The 16,071-nt window shown below is 70.6% G+C and carries 15 protein-coding genes; 5 read left to right on the forward strand and 10 right to left on the reverse strand.

Annotated features, from left to right (window positions below):
* Nucleotides 1-113: 113 nt before the first annotated feature.
* The 5 genes from ACTIFU_RS00385 to ACTIFU_RS00405 form a co-directional block, all read right to left on the reverse strand.
* Complete coding sequence (locus ACTIFU_RS00385; protein ID WP_439576289.1) at nucleotides 114-1,007, reverse strand: hemolysin family protein; 894 nt, start codon at nucleotides 1,005-1,007, stop codon at nucleotides 114-116.
* The gene (ybeY, locus tag ACTIFU_RS00390; RefSeq protein WP_439576290.1) at nucleotides 1,004-1,486 is read right to left on the reverse strand and encodes an rRNA maturation RNase YbeY; all 483 of its coding nucleotides are present in this window, start codon (nucleotides 1,484-1,486) and stop codon (nucleotides 1,004-1,006) included. The genes ACTIFU_RS00385 and ybeY overlap by 4 nt, the downstream gene beginning before the upstream one ends.
* The gene (locus tag ACTIFU_RS00395) at nucleotides 1,470-2,540 is read right to left on the reverse strand and encodes a PhoH family protein (protein ID WP_439576291.1); all 1,071 of its coding nucleotides are present in this window, start codon (nucleotides 2,538-2,540) and stop codon (nucleotides 1,470-1,472) included. Before ACTIFU_RS00395 ends, ybeY begins: the two co-directional genes overlap by 17 nt.
* The gene (gene miaB / locus ACTIFU_RS00400; protein WP_439576292.1) at nucleotides 2,537-3,910 is read right to left on the reverse strand and encodes a tRNA (N6-isopentenyl adenosine(37)-C2)-methylthiotransferase MiaB; all 1,374 of its coding nucleotides are present in this window, start codon (nucleotides 3,908-3,910) and stop codon (nucleotides 2,537-2,539) included. Before miaB ends, ACTIFU_RS00395 begins: the two co-directional genes overlap by 4 nt.
* A 163-nt stretch (nucleotides 3,911-4,073) precedes the next feature.
* Nucleotides 4,074-5,054 carry a lysophospholipid acyltransferase family protein gene (locus ACTIFU_RS00405; RefSeq protein ID WP_439576293.1) on the reverse strand — a complete coding sequence of 327 codons (981 nt, stop codon included), beginning with the start codon at nucleotides 5,052-5,054 and terminating at the stop codon, nucleotides 4,074-4,076.
* Between the two features lie 171 nt (nucleotides 5,055-5,225).
* Here ACTIFU_RS00405 and ACTIFU_RS00410 point away from each other — a divergent pair, with 171 nt between their 5' ends.
* On the forward strand, nucleotides 5,226-5,588 hold the full coding sequence (locus ACTIFU_RS00410; RefSeq protein WP_439576294.1) for a hypothetical protein: 363 nt from the start codon (nucleotides 5,226-5,228) through the stop codon (nucleotides 5,586-5,588).
* 387 nt (nucleotides 5,589-5,975) lie between these two features.
* A complete protein-coding gene (locus tag ACTIFU_RS00415; RefSeq protein WP_439576295.1) occupies nucleotides 5,976-7,937 on the forward strand; it encodes a hypothetical protein in 1,962 nt (653 codons plus the stop codon).
* Between the two features lie 14 nt (nucleotides 7,938-7,951).
* Here the strand turns inward: ACTIFU_RS00415 and ACTIFU_RS00420 are convergent, their stop codons facing one another.
* Genes ACTIFU_RS00420 through ACTIFU_RS00430 form a run of 3 tightly spaced genes read right to left on the reverse strand, consistent with a single transcriptional unit; the run spans nucleotide 7,952 to nucleotide 9,345 of the window.
* Complete coding sequence (locus tag ACTIFU_RS00420) at nucleotides 7,952-8,434, reverse strand: hypothetical protein (protein WP_439576296.1); 483 nt, start codon at nucleotides 8,432-8,434, stop codon at nucleotides 7,952-7,954.
* 15 nt (nucleotides 8,435-8,449) lie between these two features.
* Nucleotides 8,450-8,956, reverse strand: a complete 507-nt coding sequence (locus ACTIFU_RS00425; protein ID WP_439576297.1) for a hypothetical protein — start codon at nucleotides 8,954-8,956, stop codon at nucleotides 8,450-8,452.
* Between the two features lie 23 nt (nucleotides 8,957-8,979).
* Nucleotides 8,980-9,345, reverse strand: coding sequence for a helix-turn-helix domain-containing protein (locus ACTIFU_RS00430; protein ID WP_439576298.1), 366 nt, complete (start codon nucleotides 9,343-9,345; stop codon nucleotides 8,980-8,982).
* A gap of 130 nt (nucleotides 9,346-9,475) precedes the next feature.
* Between ACTIFU_RS00430 and ACTIFU_RS00435 the strand changes: the two genes are divergently transcribed.
* Nucleotides 9,476-10,222 carry an SDR family NAD(P)-dependent oxidoreductase gene (locus tag ACTIFU_RS00435; protein WP_439576299.1) on the forward strand — a complete coding sequence of 249 codons (747 nt, stop codon included), beginning with the start codon at nucleotides 9,476-9,478 and terminating at the stop codon, nucleotides 10,220-10,222.
* Nucleotides 10,223-10,226: 4 nt separating this feature from the next.
* On the forward strand, nucleotides 10,227-11,075 hold the full coding sequence (locus tag ACTIFU_RS00440) for an alpha/beta fold hydrolase (RefSeq protein WP_439576300.1): 849 nt from the start codon (nucleotides 10,227-10,229) through the stop codon (nucleotides 11,073-11,075).
* A gap of 2 nt (nucleotides 11,076-11,077) precedes the next feature.
* On the opposite strand, the gene ACTIFU_RS00445 is transcribed toward ACTIFU_RS00440, so the two are convergent.
* Nucleotides 11,078-11,734: a glutathione S-transferase family protein gene (locus tag ACTIFU_RS00445; RefSeq protein ID WP_439576301.1), complete on the reverse strand. Its 657-nt coding sequence runs from the start codon at nucleotides 11,732-11,734 to the stop codon at nucleotides 11,078-11,080.
* Between the two features lie 118 nt (nucleotides 11,735-11,852).
* On the opposite strand from ACTIFU_RS00445, the gene ggt reads away from it, so the two are divergent.
* Entirely contained in the window at nucleotides 11,853-13,550 is a 1,698-nt protein-coding gene (gene ggt / locus ACTIFU_RS00450; RefSeq protein ID WP_439576302.1) for a gamma-glutamyltransferase, read from the forward strand.
* A 42-nt stretch (nucleotides 13,551-13,592) separates the two neighbouring features.
* On the opposite strand, the gene gyrB is transcribed toward ggt, so the two are convergent.
* Nucleotides 13,593-16,049 carry a DNA topoisomerase (ATP-hydrolyzing) subunit B gene (gene gyrB, locus ACTIFU_RS00455; protein ID WP_439576303.1) on the reverse strand — a complete coding sequence of 819 codons (2,457 nt, stop codon included), beginning with the start codon at nucleotides 16,047-16,049 and terminating at the stop codon, nucleotides 13,593-13,595.
* Between the last annotated feature and the right edge of the window lie 22 nt (nucleotides 16,050-16,071).

Below are 16,071 nucleotides of genomic sequence, written 5' to 3' on the forward strand. Positions count from 1 at the left end.
CACGACCCAGACACCGCAAGCCGCCATACGCCCCGCCAACACCCCCAGCCCGCGGTGCCGGCCCCGCTCGTCAAGAACAACCGCGTTCCCCCCAAACCTGTGAGAGGTCCGGGTTAGGCGGCGGAACGCGACTCCTCGGGCGTGCTCGCGGGTGGCCGAACGACACGCACCTTGCGGATCCGCCGGCTGTCCGCGTCGAGGATGCGGAACTCCACGCCCGAGGGATGCGCGATCGTCTCGCCGCGCGCGGGAATGCGGTGGGTCAGCGCCAGGATCAGCCCGCCCACGGTCTCGATCTCGGCGTCGCGCTCCTCCTCGGACAGGATCGGGCCGAGATGCCGCTCGAACTCCTCGACCGGCAGGCGCGCATCGATGTCAAGCGTGCCATCGGGACGCGGCACCACCTGCGCGGCCAGCGGTTCGTCGTGCTCGTCGGCGATGTCGCCGACGATCTCCTCCACCACGTCCTCGATCGTCACCAGCCCGTCGGTGCCGCCGTACTCGTCCACCACGATCGCCATGTGCATGCGGGCCTGGCGCATCTCGAGCAGCAGGTCGAGCACCGGCTTCGAGGGCGGCACGTAGAGCGGCTTGCGCAGGATGTCAGCGATGCGGAACTCCGACCCCTTGTCCATGTGCACGAACACGTCACGGATATGGATCATGCCGACGATGTCATCGAGGCTCTCGCGATAGATCGGCAGGCGCGAATGCCCCTCGCGCTTGATCAGCCCGATCAGCGCATCGAGCGCCATCGACTCGGGCACGGCGATGATGTCGGCGCGCGGCACCATCACGTCATCCGCGGTCACGCCACGCAGCTTCAGCACATTGGCGATCAGCGCGCGCTCATGCAGATCGAGCGCAGGGGGCGCGTCGTCGCCCGCCTCCTCGGCGCGCTGTTCGATCAGCGCCTCGAGGCTTTCGCGCAGCCCGTTGTCGTCGCGCGCCCGCAACAGCCTCAGCATCCGGTCGATCAACCTCCCGAGTCCGCCATTCTCGCTCATCGCCCTGGCTCCCGGTATGGGTCCGGCAACCCGAGCCGGCGCAGCACCAGCGCTTCCTCGCGCTCCATCCGCCGCGCCGCGCGGTCGTCCTCGTGGTCACGGCCGGCACAATGGAGCGTACCGTGCACGACCAGATGCGCGAGATGCCGGGCGAGCGGCCGGCGCATCGACCGCGCCTCGCGCGCGGCCACGCCGTAGCCGATCGCGATGTCGCCGCCTCCGTCGGCGCCGGGCCAGGACAGCACGTTGGTCGCGTAATCCCGGCCGCGATGCCGTTCGTTCAGGCGGTGCAGCGTCGCGTCGTCGGCGAGCAGCAGGGCGAGCGTGCCCTGCGCGCGCGCCGCACGCATGGCAGCGGCGGCGGCACGGCGCGCCACCGTTGCCACCGCCGGCACGGAGGCGCGCCAGCGCGGCTCGGCAACCGTGACCGTGATCCCCGCGCCGGCGCCCGGCGCGGGGGGTCTACTTCCCGGTTCCATCGTCAGCCTGTCCCGCCGGCGTGCGCGCACGCCGCCGCGTCTCCCGCTCCGCCTGGGCCCGGCGCCCATAGGCCTCAACGATGCGTGCCACCAGCGGATGGCGCACCACGTCGTGTTCCGTGAAGCGAACGACGCCGAGCCCGGCCATCCCCTCAAGCGTCTCCAGTGCGTCATGCAGGCCCGAACGCATGCCCGTCGGCAGGTCGATCTGGGTGAGATCGCCGGTCACCACCATGCGGCTGCCCTCGCCGAGGCGGGTCAGCACCATCTTCATCTGAACGGGCGTGGTGTTCTGCGCCTCGTCGAGGATGACGTAGGCGTGGGCGAGCGTGCGGCCGCGCATGAAGGCGAGCGGTGCCACCTCGATCTCGCCGGCGGCGAGACGCCGCTGCACCTGGTCGGCGGGCAGCATGTCAGCGAGCGCGTCATAGAGCGGCCGCAGATAGGGATCGACCTTCTCGCGCAGATCGCCCGGCAGGAAGCCGAGCCGCTCGCCCGCCTCCACGGCCGGGCGCGAGAGCACGATGCGCTCGACCTTGCCGGTCGCCAGCATCGCCACCGCCTGGGCGACCGCGATGTAGGTCTTGCCGGTGCCCGCGGGGCCGAGCGCGAACACGAGGTCGTGCGCGGCAAGCGCCTCCATGTAGGCGGCCTGCATCGGGCTGCGCGCGGCGATCGTGCTCTTGCGCGTGCGGATCGAGGGGATGTCGGAGAGCGGCAGGCGCGGCTCCTCGACCACGCCCTCGGCCCTGCGCGCCGCGGCATGGCGCGCCATGCGCACGGCCGCGTCCACCTCCGCCCCGCCCACCACCTCGCCGCGCCCGAGTGCCGCGTAGAGGCCGAGCAGCGCGGCCTTGGCGGCCTCGGCCTCCTCGGCCGGTCCGCTCACCACCATGCGGTTGCCGCGCGAGGTCAGCCGCACGCCGAGCCGATGCTCGATGCGCGCGAGATGCGCGTCATGCGCGCCGAACAGCAGCGGCAGCAGCGCGTTGTCCTGGAAGGTGACGTGCAGCGTCACCGGCTGGTCGCTCCCCGCGGGAAGGACGTGGTTCATGCGGCCTCGGCCGCCCGATCGGCATCGGCGAGCCGGCCGGCGAGCGAGTTCGGGTGGATCGCGGTGATCGTCACGTGGCGGATCTCTCCTGCGAGTGTCGTTGGTCCTTGCACATGAACGGGCTGCAGCCATGGGCTACGCCCGAGCATCTGGCCCTTGTGTCGGCCTGGTTCCATGAACAGCACCGCGACCGTGCGGCCGAGCAGCGATGCGTTGACGGCGGCCTGCTGGTCGCGCAGCAGCGCCTGGAGCGTCTGCAACCGGCGGTCCTTGGTCGCCTCGTCCACCTGGTGCTTCGCCTCGGCCGCCGGCGTGCCGGGGCGGGGCGAGTACTTGAAGCTGAACGCGCTCGCGAACCCGACCCGGCGCGCGAGGTCGAGAGTCGCCGCGAAATCCGCCTCGGTCTCGCCCGGGTGGCCGACGATGAAGTCCGACGACAGCGCGAGATCGGGCCGGGCCGCGCGCAGCCGATCGACGAGGCGGAGATAGTCCTCGGCGGTGTGGCGGCGGTTCATCGCCTTCAGCACCGCATCCGAGCCCGACTGCACCGGCAGATGGAGATAGGGCATCAGCGCCGGCACCTCGCCATGCGCGGCGATCAGGTCGACGTCCATGTCGCGCGGGTGGGAGGTGGTGTAGCGGATGCGGTCGAGGCCGGGGATCTCTGCGAGCGCGCGGATCAGCCGGCCGAGCCCCCACTCGCGCCGATCCGGCCCGTCACCATGATAGGCGTTGACGTTCTGGCCGAGCAGCGTGATCTCGCGCGCCCCTTGTGCAACGAGCCGGCGCGCCTCGGCGAGCACGGTGGCGACGGGGCGCGACTGCTCGGCGCCGCGCGTATAGGGCACGACGCAGAACGAGCAGAACCGGTCGCAGCCCTCCTGCACGGTCAGGAAGGCGCTGATCCCCTGCGGGGCGGCTTGCTCGGGCAGGTGGTCGAACTTGTCCTCCGGCGGGAACTCGGTGTCGAGCAGCGCGCGCTCGCCGCCATCCGCGCGCGCGACCAGCGCGGGCAGGCGGTGCGTGGTCTGGGGGCCGAGCACGATGTCCACATAGGGCGCGCGGCGGAGGATCTCCGCCCCCTCGGCCTGGGCGACGCAGCCGGCGACGGCGATCAGCATCCGCCCGCCCTCGGCGGCGCGCGCCTCTTTCAGTCGGCGCAACCGGCCGAGCTCGGCGAACACCTTCTCGGCGGCCTTCTCGCGGATGTGGCAGGTGTTCAGCACGACGAGGTCCGCGCCCTCGGGTGCGGGCTGCGGCGCGAAGCCCATGGGGGCGAGCGCGTCGGCCATGCGCGCGCTGTCATAGACGTTCATCTGGCAGCCCCAGGTCTGCACATGCAGCCGTCGGGGCCGGGCGGACTCGGTCATGTGCGGCGTGTGGAGGTGGCGGGAGGTCGCATCAGGCCGACGGCAGCCGGCGGGAGCCGGGCTTTCGAAGGCGACATCCGGTCGGCACCGGCCGAACCTGTGGGATCAAGGGCGCGAACCTCTCCTTTCCGAGGCAAGTGACGCCACAGGGGGGTTATCCCTGTCAAGCGCGATCGGGCGAAGGCTCGGGCGCGGCTCCGTGATGTTTCGGCGACAGGGGCCGGGCGTCGCGGCCCTGGCGCAACGCGGCGGCCCCCTGGTCGACTGCCTGGAAGGCAACCTCCGCGAGCGCCTTCCGGCTGGGGAAGTCCGTCGGGTCGAGCGGCTGGTGCAGCAGGATGGTCGCGCCGCAGGAGCGCCTGCCCAGCAGGGTCCAGGCGTGGCGGGCGATGTCCATGTCGCCGTACCAGGAGAAGTGGGGCCGGTGCGGCCGGGTGACGGGCAGCCCGTCGAGCCTGTCGAACACCAGGGACGCGGGCTGCACGATCGGGGTGACGCCTGCGGCCTCGACCGCGCCGATGAGCGCACTGCGGAACGGCAGGATGCGCGCGCCGTCGCTGGTGGTGCCCTCCGGAAACAGGATCAGCGAGTCGCCGGCGGCGAGGCGGCTGACGAGCTCGTCCTTCTCGCGGGCGGTCGCGCCGCGGCGGCGGCTGACATAGACGGTGCGGCCGAGCTTCGCGACGGTGCGGATCAGCGGCCAGGAGCCGACTTCGGCCTTGGAGACGAAGCAGGCCTCGATCCGGCCGCCGAGCACAAGCACGTCGGCCCAGGACTGGTGGTTGCACAGGAACAGCACGGATCGGCCGGGTTGGGGCGTGGCAGGGGTGCCGATCATGCGCACGCGGATGCCGCCGAGGCGGCAGAGCACGGCGTGATACCAGCGCGCGAACACGACCGGCGGACGGCCGCCGATGGCGATGCAGGCGGCCTGGACGGGGATGCAGAGGAAGGTCCAGAGCGCCATCAGCAGGATGCGGCGGGTGGCGCGGACGGCGCGCCAGGCGGAGGGGGCGCGGGCCTCGCGGTAGTCGGCGGCGAGTTCGGCATCGGCGGCGGCGAGGCGGGCGCGCCAGTCGGTTCCGGCGGGGGGGCGGATGATGGCGGTGCGGAAGCGGCGGGAGCCCAGCCGGCGGGTCGGCATCGTAGCATTGGGATGGCGCAAGCGCGGGGGCGGCGCAAGCGGGGACGGACGGACGGGCTTGGCAGCGCGCCGGAAGCGCGGCCGCCATGCTGGCCGTTGCCCGCGTTCCGTGTGGTCCTCGGACCCGCCGGTTAACCCCTGAGCAATGCGGCACGGTGTGGAATGGCGTCTATGCGCGTGCGCCTGCTTCTGCTCGCCCTGCTCGCCGCCGCCGGCTGCCGGTCGGAGGTCGAGGGCACGCCGGTCTCGCTGATCGCGGCCGGGACCGTGGTCACGTCCTATGCCGTGCTCCAGCGCAGCCCGATCGACGCGATCTATTCGCTCGTCGTCGGCAAGGACTGCTCGTCGCTGCACCTGGAGCGCCGGGGCGAGTACTGCCGCACGCGCGCGGCCGTCACTCCGCCGCCCTTCTGCACCCGAAGCCTTGCGAGCGTGGATTGCTGGACCGAGACGCAGCCCTACGGCCCGCAGCGTCCGGTCGCCGACACCCCGGTGCGGCCTGAGGTCGAGGCCGCGCCGTGGCCGCCGATCTAGGGTCCGGGCCCAGGACGAGCATCCAGCGCCGCGTGCTGGTCTGATCCAAGGATGATCGGCGCGTCCGCGGGCATCCGTCGCGCAAGAGTGATGGGCGCGTCGCCAGGCGCTGACCGCGTGACGCCACCCTGTCGCCGCCATCCGCGTCGCCGCCATCCGCGTCGCCGCGATCGTCGTCTTCCGGTTATCAATCCGGCCCGTCGCCGCTGAAGCATTCGGTGGCTCAGGTCAGCATGCCTGCACGCAGCCCGGCAGTCGCCTGGCGATTTCTCTGTTGGAGGTTGAAGGCGGATAGCCCTACGCTACTGATGCGGCTCTGGAACAGAATGCCTGACGGAATGCCTGCGGTCAGGCGCCAGTCGTGCCGCTTCACCCCAAAGGGACGCCATGCCGAACGACTTAGAACGGATCAGAAAGATCAGCCATGACCTGAAGGCGCTGTCAGACACTATGGGAGCCGGGAATCAGGACATCCTCGGTCAGGGCAGCCAGATTCAGAGCCAGATCGAGGCCCTCGCGCAGGGCGTCGGCGCCATCCAGCGGGCGGTCGACAAGAACCCCGACGACCCGGTGGCGCGGAAGGCCCTGCAACAGGTTCCGGCGCTGACCAACTCGCTTGGCGGCGTGGCGGGCGGGCTTCGGCGGGTCGTCCTTCTGCGTCAGCACGGGGCGAGCGACCAGGATGTCGCCGCGGAGGCCCTGCGGATCACCGGGTCGTTCCTCGAGATTGCCGCAACCGCTGCCGTGATCGCGCCGCCACCCTACGGCAAGATCGCTGCCGAAATCATCTCCGCGATCCAGTCACTCGTGAACTTCGTCGCCGCGGTCCTGGACCTTGCGCATCCGGCCAAGAAGGAGCCCAGCGTCGCCGAGATCGTCGAGAACGCCGTCAGGTCGGTGCACGGGTTCGCGCAGCGCGATCTTCTCAACGGCGTTCTGGCGCAGCTGAACCACATGCACGCCGGCCTGGCCGAGTTGCATCGCCAGAAGTCCGACCCCAAGCGTCACCGCACGTTCGAGACATGGCCGGACATCTGGAACCTGGTCGAACTTCCCGCCGGCGAGGGCGTCGATGTCCGGGTGGATTCGATGCCGTCCTGGTTGATGGACGAGAAGAACCTCGACCTGGAGCCGGATCCCTGGGGTGAGGTGTTCTACCTCTATCTGCTGGCCAAGGGGCAGTATCTGCGGAATTGGCTCAGCGCCATGCTTCTGCTGAACCAGCCCGACCCCGGTGATTCGCAGAACGATGCGTCGACGTTCCTGGTCAATGGGGATTTCGAGGTGGCGGCGGTCCAGCTCGGGTCCATCGTCAAGACCGAGCAGTCGATCCTGCGACAGTTGACGCCGTTCGCCGTGCGCAAGGCAATGGGCGTCATGATCGGCAGCCGGGCAGAGTTGCTTGCCTCCCCGAAGGGCTTCGTGTTCGAGGGCACCGAGTGGCCGTTCACCCATGGACTGAGCGGGGGGGCGATCACCAAGATCGCGGCCGGCCCGGAACGACGGGTGTGGGCAGTGGCGAACCGGGACCTTTTCTTCTACCTGCTCGATGACCAAGGAAAGCAGAAGGATTTCGACCGGTATCCGACGCGGGACGTGGGGTCGATCGTCGTGCGCGACATGAGCGTTGCGCAGAGTGGCCGCCGGACGAGCGAGATCCATGCCCTGCCCGACCTCCGGGACGGAGCCGCGCCCGAGTGGCCGATGTGCTACATCTGGGATGAGGGCAAGGTCGGGAACAGGCAGCCCTGGGACCACACGTTCTACGACAAGATGCAAAAGGGCGGCCTTCGCTACAGGTGGGTCCAACCCGACAGGAACTTTGCCCAGATCGCGGCGGCCCCGACGGGATGCCTGTATCTCCTCACCAGCGACGCGAAGCTGTGGTACTGGGATGCCACGCCCGCGCCTGCCACGTCGCTGCGCGACCTGAGCGGCCCTTCGATCACGGCGGACGCCAAGGACGTGCAGGTGTCCACCGGCACCGAACGTGTGTACGTCTTCGGCAACCAGGACATCTGGTACAAGTCGCATTCGGACATCGCCAGGGGCGCCAATACCGACTGGACCAGGATCGCGCCGCCCTCCAGGGCTCCCGACAGGAGGGCGATGCCGGCTGGATGGTCGTACAAGTCCGTTGCGGAAAGCGAAGGCGGCGCCATCGTCGCAAACCTCGAACTGCCGGGCATCGGCAACCGGTTCTACCTGTGGCACGACGACGAGTGGGAGATCGGCGCCAGCAACGCCTATGGCCGGATGCTGATCACACTCCCGCCCGACAGCCACGAGACGTTCAACGCGCTGAAGAGCAAGGTGAACGAGCTGGTGCGGCACGGGGTGCCGTCATAGCCCGCGCCAGCGGGTTACCAGGTCCCCTCGAGCCGGCGGCGGCGCAGCCTGACCGGACGCGGCAACGGGAAGCTCTCGTTCTCCGGCAACACCGCCTCGCCCTTCGCGCGCGAGATCTCGAACACTGAGCGGATGCGCCGCAGCACCGAGGGCCGCGGCGTCGGCGCGGCGGGCGGCTCCTCTCCGTACCAGTCGAACCAGGGCAGCCCGGCGCGGGTGTAGTCGGCCGCGCTGGGCGGGACGGTCGGCGGTGCCTCGCCGGTGAGGCCGCGCCAGACCTCGCTGTTGGCAAGATGGACGAAGCAGCGCGCGCGGGCGGCGAGATCCCAGTCGCGGTGGCGTTCGCGCGCGCGCTCGATCTTCTGGCGGATCGATCCGCCAGGGGCGAGACCCATGGCGGCGAAGCCGGAGGAAACGCAGGCGGGCTCCTCGGAGCGCAGGAAGAGAGCAGCGCGCGGCCGTTCCGCCTGGCGCCGCTCCCAGACTTCGCGCTTCAACGGATGCGCGAGCAGCTACACCCCGCCCCACTCGGCCTCGCCGGTCACCTGCTCCTCGACCGTGTAGCCCCGGCCGAGCGGCATCGCGACGAACTGCCGCACCGTCCTCTCGTCCGTCCTGAACCCGTCGAGCCAGGGCTGGCGCGGCACCTCGACATAGTCCTGGTCGGCGAAATCGGGCTCGTTGCGCCAGGCTGCGCCGTTCACAGCGTTGATCTTGCCGGCCGCGACCTTCAGCAGGAGCGGGTAGTCGCTGGGCGAGGAGAAGCGGAGCCAGCATGCCTCGGCCTGCCACATCGGCATCACCACGCCGCCGCGCTGGCGCCAGGTCTCCGGCACGCGGGCGGGGTCGAGGTCATCGACCGCGCGCAGCGGGAACCGCCCGAGCCCGGGCGGCAGGAAGTGGCGCTGGCCGTCATCCGGCACGCGCAGCGTGCGCTGAAAGTCGATCCGCAGCACGGCGTCCGGATGGACCTCGGGGAAGGCGAACTGCAGCGCGTCGTCGGGAAGCAGTTCCATCATCGGTCTCCTCCTTGGGTTTCGGGTCACCACGCGCCGTCACGGATGCGCCGGACGGCGCGGCGCAGTTCGGGTTCAGGCATCTCGCGCAGCACGCGCACGGCCTCGACCAGCTCCGGCCGCTCGATCAGGCTCTGCGCGACATCCGCCGCGAGCCGGCCCGCAAGCGGCAGAAGCGCCTCCGGGTCGAGGCCCAGCTCGCCGCAAGCGCGGCGCAGGAACGCCTCGGTGGGCCGTTCGGTGCCGCGCTCGACCAGCGAGAGATAGGTCGCCGAGACGCCCAGCCGCGCGGCCACGGCGCGCAGCGAGAACCCGCGCGGGTCCTGCTTCGCCCGCTGCTGGCGCGCCTCGCGCAAGGCTTGTCCGATCCGGCCCTCGCGCTCGATCGCCATGCGCTGTAAAGTATCGGCTTAACGTTTGATGTCAAGTGATGACTTTACATGTGCGGTGCCGGACTGCGACGTGACGGGCGGTCCTGCATCGACTACGCATGTGACGAACACTCGCTGGGGACGGAAACGCATGAACCGGATCGATCTGGAAGGCCGCGTCGCTGTGGTGACCGGCGGGGCGCAGGGCATCGGCCGCGCCATCGCCGAGCGCATCGCGCTGAGCGGGGCGAGGGTCGAGATCTGGGATCTCGACGGGGCGATGGCCGCCTCGACGGCCACGGCGATCGGCGATGCCGCGCGGTCGCGCGCGGTGGACGTGACCGACCTCGACGCCGTGGAGGCGGCGGCGGAGGCTTGCGCCTCCGAGACCGGACCCTGCGACATCCTCGTCACCTCGGCCGGCATCGCCGGACCGAACGCCAAGACCTGGGAGTATCCGCTCTCGGAGTGGCAGCGCATCATGCGCATCAATCTCGACGGCACGATGCATTGCTGCCGGGCGCTGCTGCCCGGCATGGTCGCGCGCAACTACGGCCGCGTCGTGCTGATCGCCTCGATCGCGGGCAAGGAGGGCAACCCGAACGCGGCCGCCTACTCGGCCTCGAAGGCGGCGGTGATCGCGCTCGCGAAGTCGCTCGGCAAGGAATGCGCGGACCGCGACATCGCCGTGAACGCGATCACGCCGGCCGCGGCGCGCACGCGCATCTTCGACCAGATGAGCCCGCAGCACATCGAGTTCATGCTGTCGAAAATCCCGCGCGGGCGCTTCGTCGAGGTCACCGAGATCGCGGCGATGGTCGCCTGGCTCGTCTCGGCCGAGAACAGCTTCACCACCGGGGCGGTGTTCGACCTCTCCGGCGGCCGCGCGACCTACTGACGCAATGGTACCACCCTTCGCCCATGCCGATGGTGTCGCGCCGCGCGCGATCGGCCGGCTCGAGCGCGGCGACTGCGCGATCCACTACGAGGTGACCGGCGAGGGCCCGGCGATCGTGTTCGCGCACGGGCTCGGCGGCAACCACCTGTCGTGGTGGCAGCAGGTGGCGGCGTTCTGCCCGCGCTATACCTGCATCACCTTCAGCCATCGCGGCTTCTTCCCCTCGACGGCGCCGCCATCGGGCGTCGATCCCGCGGCCTATGCCGGCGACCTTGCAGCCCTGCTCGATCACCTGCGGCTGGATCGGGTGCGCGTCGTTGCCCAGTCGATGGGGGGCTGGACAGCGCTCAACCTCACGCTCGCCGCGCCCGAGCGCATCGCCGCCCTGGTGATGGCGGCGACCGCTGGGCCGATCGACCTCGCGCGCTCGGATGCCTCGGGCGGGGCGGAGTTCGCGGCTTGGCGCGAGCGCGCCGGCAGCCGGAACGAGACGCTGGAGGCCGGCGTGCATCCGGCCATGGGGGCGCGTGCGGCGGCGGAGCAGCCGGCGCTGCATTACCTCTACCGCGCGCTCGATACGCTGAGCGCGGGGCTCGACAAGGAGGCGCTGCGCAGGCGGCTGCACGCGGCGCGCGACAAGCCGCCGGAGGTGCTGGCTTCGGTCGCGACACCGACGCTCTGGATCACCGGCGAGGAGGACGTCGTGTTCCCGTCGCTCCTGGCGCCCGGACTTGCGGCGCGGATGCCGAACGCACGTCACGTCTCGGTACCGCGCGCGGGCCACTCCGCCTATTTCGAGCGTGCAGGCACGTTCAACGAGATCGTCGGTACGTTCCTCGACGAGGCCGTGTGAACTCAGGCCGGTTCGCGCTCGCGCTCGGCCATCATGCGCTTGAATGCGGGTCGGTCGTGGCAGGCAGAGAGCCAGCGACGCAGCGCCGGCGCGTCCGCGAACAGTTCCGGCGCCGGCATCGCATAGCGCACAACCTCGGCGACGTTGATGTCGGCGACGGTGAAGCGCCCGCCGACCACGAAGCCGCTCGTCGCGAGGTGCTGGTCGAGTACCGCGAACGGTGCACGCAGCGCCGCGACCGCGGCCTCCGCCACGGCCGGATCGCGCTCCGCGGGTGGCCTGCCGACGCGGTGATACAGGATCTGGATCGAATGCGGCTCGACCTCGGTCGCGGCCCAGAGCGCCCACATCCCCATCAGGCCGTCCTCGGCATGATCGGCCGGACCGAGCGCGCCACCGTGCTTGCGCGCGAGATGGAGGTTGATCGCGAGCGACTCGTGCAGGATCAGCCCGTCATCGTCGACCGACGGCACATGCCCGTTCGGGTTGATCGCCAGGAACGTGGGCGAACGCGTGTTCAAGGGTGCATCCGGCGCTTGCGGATCGGCGAGTCGGTAGGCCTGGATCACCGGTACGTGGCGGAACTCCAGGCCCATTTCGAAGGCGAGCCAGATGTTGCGCGAGGCGCGCGAGCGATAGACGCCGTAGATGGTGAGCATCGAGCGAGGTCCCCCCGTGGCACGACGATCGCCGCCGTCACGGGCCCCGTCAAGCCGGCCGCCTTGCGGGCGCGCATCGACCATGCAGGATGGCGCAAGACGCAGACGGAGCCATGACGTGACCCAAGCCACCTGGCGCAACCGCGCCGCGACGACGTTCGACTGCGAGAAGCGCCCCGCGACCGGTACGCGCGGCATGGTGGTGACCAATCATCCGCTCGCCTCCGCCGCCGGCGCCGAGATGCTCGCCGCCGGCGGCAACGCGGTGGACGCGGCGGTCGCGGCGCTGTTCACGCTCACCGTCGTCGAGCCGATGATGGTGGGCATTCTCGGCGGCGGGCTGACGCATCTGCGCCTGCCCGATGGCAGTCACCGCATCATCGACGGGCTGCCGACGGCACCGGCGGCAACGCGGCCGGACATCTTCCGCCCGGTCTCCGACACCCTGCCGACCTATCTCGACACGGAAGGGCGAGAGAACGCGGTCGGCCCGAAGGCGGCCGCCGCCCCCGGCGCGCTGCCGTCCTGGTGCGAGACGCTGGCGCGCTTCGGCACGATGCCGCTCGCCGACGTGATGGAGCCGGCGATCCGGCACGCATCGCGCGGCTTCCGCATCACGCCGTTCCTGCACGAGTGCATTGCCGACACGGCGGCCGATCTCGCCCGCGATGCCGAGATCGCGCGGCTCTATCTGCCGGATGGTGCGCCGCTCGCGGCCGGCAGCCGTCTGGTGCAGGGCGACTACGCCGAGGTGCTGCGCGACATCGTGCGCGAGGGGCCGGCCGTGCTGCACGGCGGTGCGCTCGGCCGCGTCGTGGCGGATCATTTCGCCCGGGCGGGCGGCTTCCTGAGCCTCGCCGACCTCAGCGTCTACCGCACGGTCGAGCGCGAGGTCGTGCGCGGGACCTATCGCGGCGTCGAGATCATCGGCCCGCCGCCGCCCTCCTCGGGCGGCGTGCACATCGTTCAGATGCTGAACATCCTGGAGGGCTACGACATCCGGAGCCTCGGCTTCGGCACGGACGCGACGCTGCACCTGATCGCCGAGGCGCTGAAGATCGCCTTCGCCGACCGCAAGGCCGCCACCGGCGACCCGGCCTTCGTGGCCACACCGGTCGCGCGGCTGCTCGACAAGGCCTATGCGGCGGAGCGCCGCGCGGTGATCGATCCGGCGCGCGCCCAGACGTGGGGGGCTGCGGTGGCGATGCTGGAATCCGCCAACACCACGCACATCACCGTGGCCGATGCGGAGGGCTGCATCGTCTGCTCGACCCAGACCATCAACAGCCTGTTCGGCGCGCGCATCATCGTGCCCGGCACCGGGATGGTGGCGAACAATCACATGTACCTGTTCGACCCGCATCCGGGAAACACGCTGTCGATCGCGCCGGGCAAGCGGGTGACGACCTCGATGTCGCCGATGATCGCGCTCGCGGGCGGACGGCCGCGCTACGCGCTCGGCCTGCCCGGTGGCCTGCGCATCTTCGGCTCGGCGATGCAGGCCTTCCTCGACCTGATCGATCACGGCATGACGTTGCAGGAGGCGGTGGAGGCGCCGCGGCTCTGGACCCAGGGCCATACGGTCGAGGTCGAGTCAGAGTTCCCGGAGGCGGTGCGCGACGGCCTGCGCGCGCGCGGCCACGAGATCGTCGTGCTGCCGCATGTCGCGAGCGGCATGAACGCGATCGAGTTCCACACTGACGGGTCGATGACGGGGGCCGCGTGCTGGCGCGCCGACGGCACGCCGATCGGCGTCAGCGGCGGCCATGCGCGCAAGGGCGTGCGGTTCTGGCCCGATCGGGCGAAGACAGCCTGATCGCAGCGTTCGCGCGCGGCCGCCCCACAAGCCCCGCGCGCATCACACGTCCAGGTTCGCGACCTTCAGCGCGTTCTCGACGATGAACTCGCGCCGCGGCTCGACCACGTCGCCCATCAGCGTGGTGAACACGTCGCCCGCCTCCTCGGCGGCGCCGATCCGCACCTGAAGCAGGCTGCGGTTGGCGGGATCGAGCGTCGTCTCCCAGAGCTGATCGGGGTTCATCTCGCCCAAGCCCTTGAAGCGCTGGATGGTCAATCCCTTGCGGCCGGTCTCGGTCACGGCCTCAGTCAGGCCCACGGGGCCTGAGACCATGCGCTCCGTGGCGCCCACGCGCCAGACCGCCGGACGTGACCACAGCGCAGCGAGGTCGGCGCGCTCGCCATCCAGACGCCGCGCCTCCGCGCTTTGCAGCAGCGTGCCGTCGAGCACATAGCGCTCGGTCACGCCACGCAGCGTGCGGCTGAACACCGTCACCCCGTCCTCGGCGACACCGCGCCAGCCGCGATCGGCCTCGCGCTCCTGCGCATCGAGCCGGCGCGCGACGGTGGCCGCGATGTCGCCCGCGCGCGCCGGATCGGACAGCAGAGAGAGCGAGAGCCCGCCGATGATTGCCGCCTGCTCGATCAGCGCAGCAGGCGCGGCTGCGGCCAGGCGCAGGATGGCGCCACGCTGCGCACGCGCACGGTCCACCACCGCGCGCAGCGCCTCGCCGGCGAGCGGCGCGGCCTCGGCTGGGGTCAGGCTGGCGCCCTCGAGCGCCCGCTCGACCAGGTAGGCCTCGAGCGCCCGGTCGTCCTTCAGGTAGCGTTCCTCGTTGCCGCGCTTGGCGCGATAGAGCGGAGGCTGGGCGATGTAGAGATGCCCGCGCTCGACCAGCTCCGGCATCTGGCGGAAGAAGAACGTCAGCAGCAGCGTGCGGATGTGCGAGCCGTCCACGTCCGCGTCGGTCATGATGACGATCTTGTGGTAGCGCAGCTTGCCGAGGTCGAAGCCGCCCTCCTCGGGCGCGCCGCGGCCGATCCCGGTGCCGAGCGCGGTCACCAGCGTGCCGATCTCCGCCGAGTGCAGCATGCGGTCGAAGCGCGCGCGCTCGACGTTCAGGATCTTGCCGCGCAAGGGCAGGATCGCCTGGAAGGCACGGTTGCGCCCCTGCTTGGCCGAGCCGCCCGCGCTGTCGCCCTCGACGATGAAGAGCTCGGAATGGCGCGGGTCGCGCTCCTGGCAGTCGGCGAGCTTGCCGGGCAGCGAGGAGACGTCGAGCACGCCCTTGCGGCGCGTGAGTTCCCGCGCCTTGCGCGCTGCCTCGCGCGCGGCGGCCGCCTCGGCCATCTTGCCGAGGATGCGCTTGGTTTCCGCCGGATGCGTCTCGAACCAGTGCGACAGCGCGTCCGCGACCAGTGCCTGTACCACCGGCTGCACCTCGGAGGAGACGAGCTTGTCCTTCGTCTGCGAAGAGAATTTCGGGTCGGGAACCTTCGCCGACAGCACCGCGGTGAGGCCCTCGCGCATGTCCTCGGCCTGGATCTCCACCTTGTCCTTGCGCGAGAGCACCTCCGGGGCGACGCGGTTGATGGTGCGCGTCAGCGCGGCGCGGAAGCCGGCAAGATGCGCGCCGCCGTCGCGCTGCGGGATGTTGTTGGTGAAGCAGAGCATCGTCTCGGTGTAGCTGTCGTTCCACGACAGCGCCATTTCGACGGTGATCCCGTCACGCTCGGCGCGGAACGCGATCGGCCGGTCGATCAGCGGCTTGTGCGCGCGGTCGAGATACTGCTGGAACGCGATCAGCCCGCCCTCGTAGCGCAGTTCGTGCCGCACCGGCGGGACATGACGCGCGTCCGTCAGCACGATCGCCACGCCGGAGTTGAGGAAGGCGAGCTCGCGCAGCCGACGCTCCAGCCGCGCGAAGTCGAACTCGATGTTGGTGAACACGGACGGGCTCGGCAGGAAGCTCACCTGCGTGCCGGTGCGACCGGGCGGATCGGCTGGTCCCACCACCGCGAGCGGCGCCTCGGGCTCGCCGCCATCGACGAAGCGCATGGAGTGCTCGACGCCGTTGCGCCAGACCCGCACCTCGAGCCAGTCGGAGAGCGCGGTGACGACCGAGACGCCGACCCCGTGCAACCCGCCCGAGACCTTGTAGCTGTTCTGGTCGAACTTGCCGCCGGCGTGCAGCGTGGTCATCACCACCTCGACGGCGGAGACGCCCTCCTCTGGGTGGATGTCGGTCGGGATCCCCCGCCCGTCATCGGCGACCGTGACCGAGCCGTCGCCGTTCAGCGTCACCTCGACGCGCGTGGCATGACCCGCCAGCGCCTCGTCGATGGCGTTGTCGACCACCTCGAACACCATGTGGTGGAGGCCCGAGCCGTCATCGGTGTCGCCGATATACATGCCCGGCCGCTTGCGCACGGCATCGAGCCCTCGGAGCACGCGGATCGAGGCCGCGGAGTAGGAGCCTTCGGGCGGCGGAGGAAGCGCCCGGGCGGGTTCGCTCATCGCGTTGATTTTCCTAAGTATT

Origin of the sequence: Elioraea sp., assembly GCF_051860475.1 — a bacterium.
In the GTDB taxonomy this organism is placed as follows: Bacteria; Pseudomonadota; Alphaproteobacteria; order Acetobacterales; family Acetobacteraceae; genus Elioraea.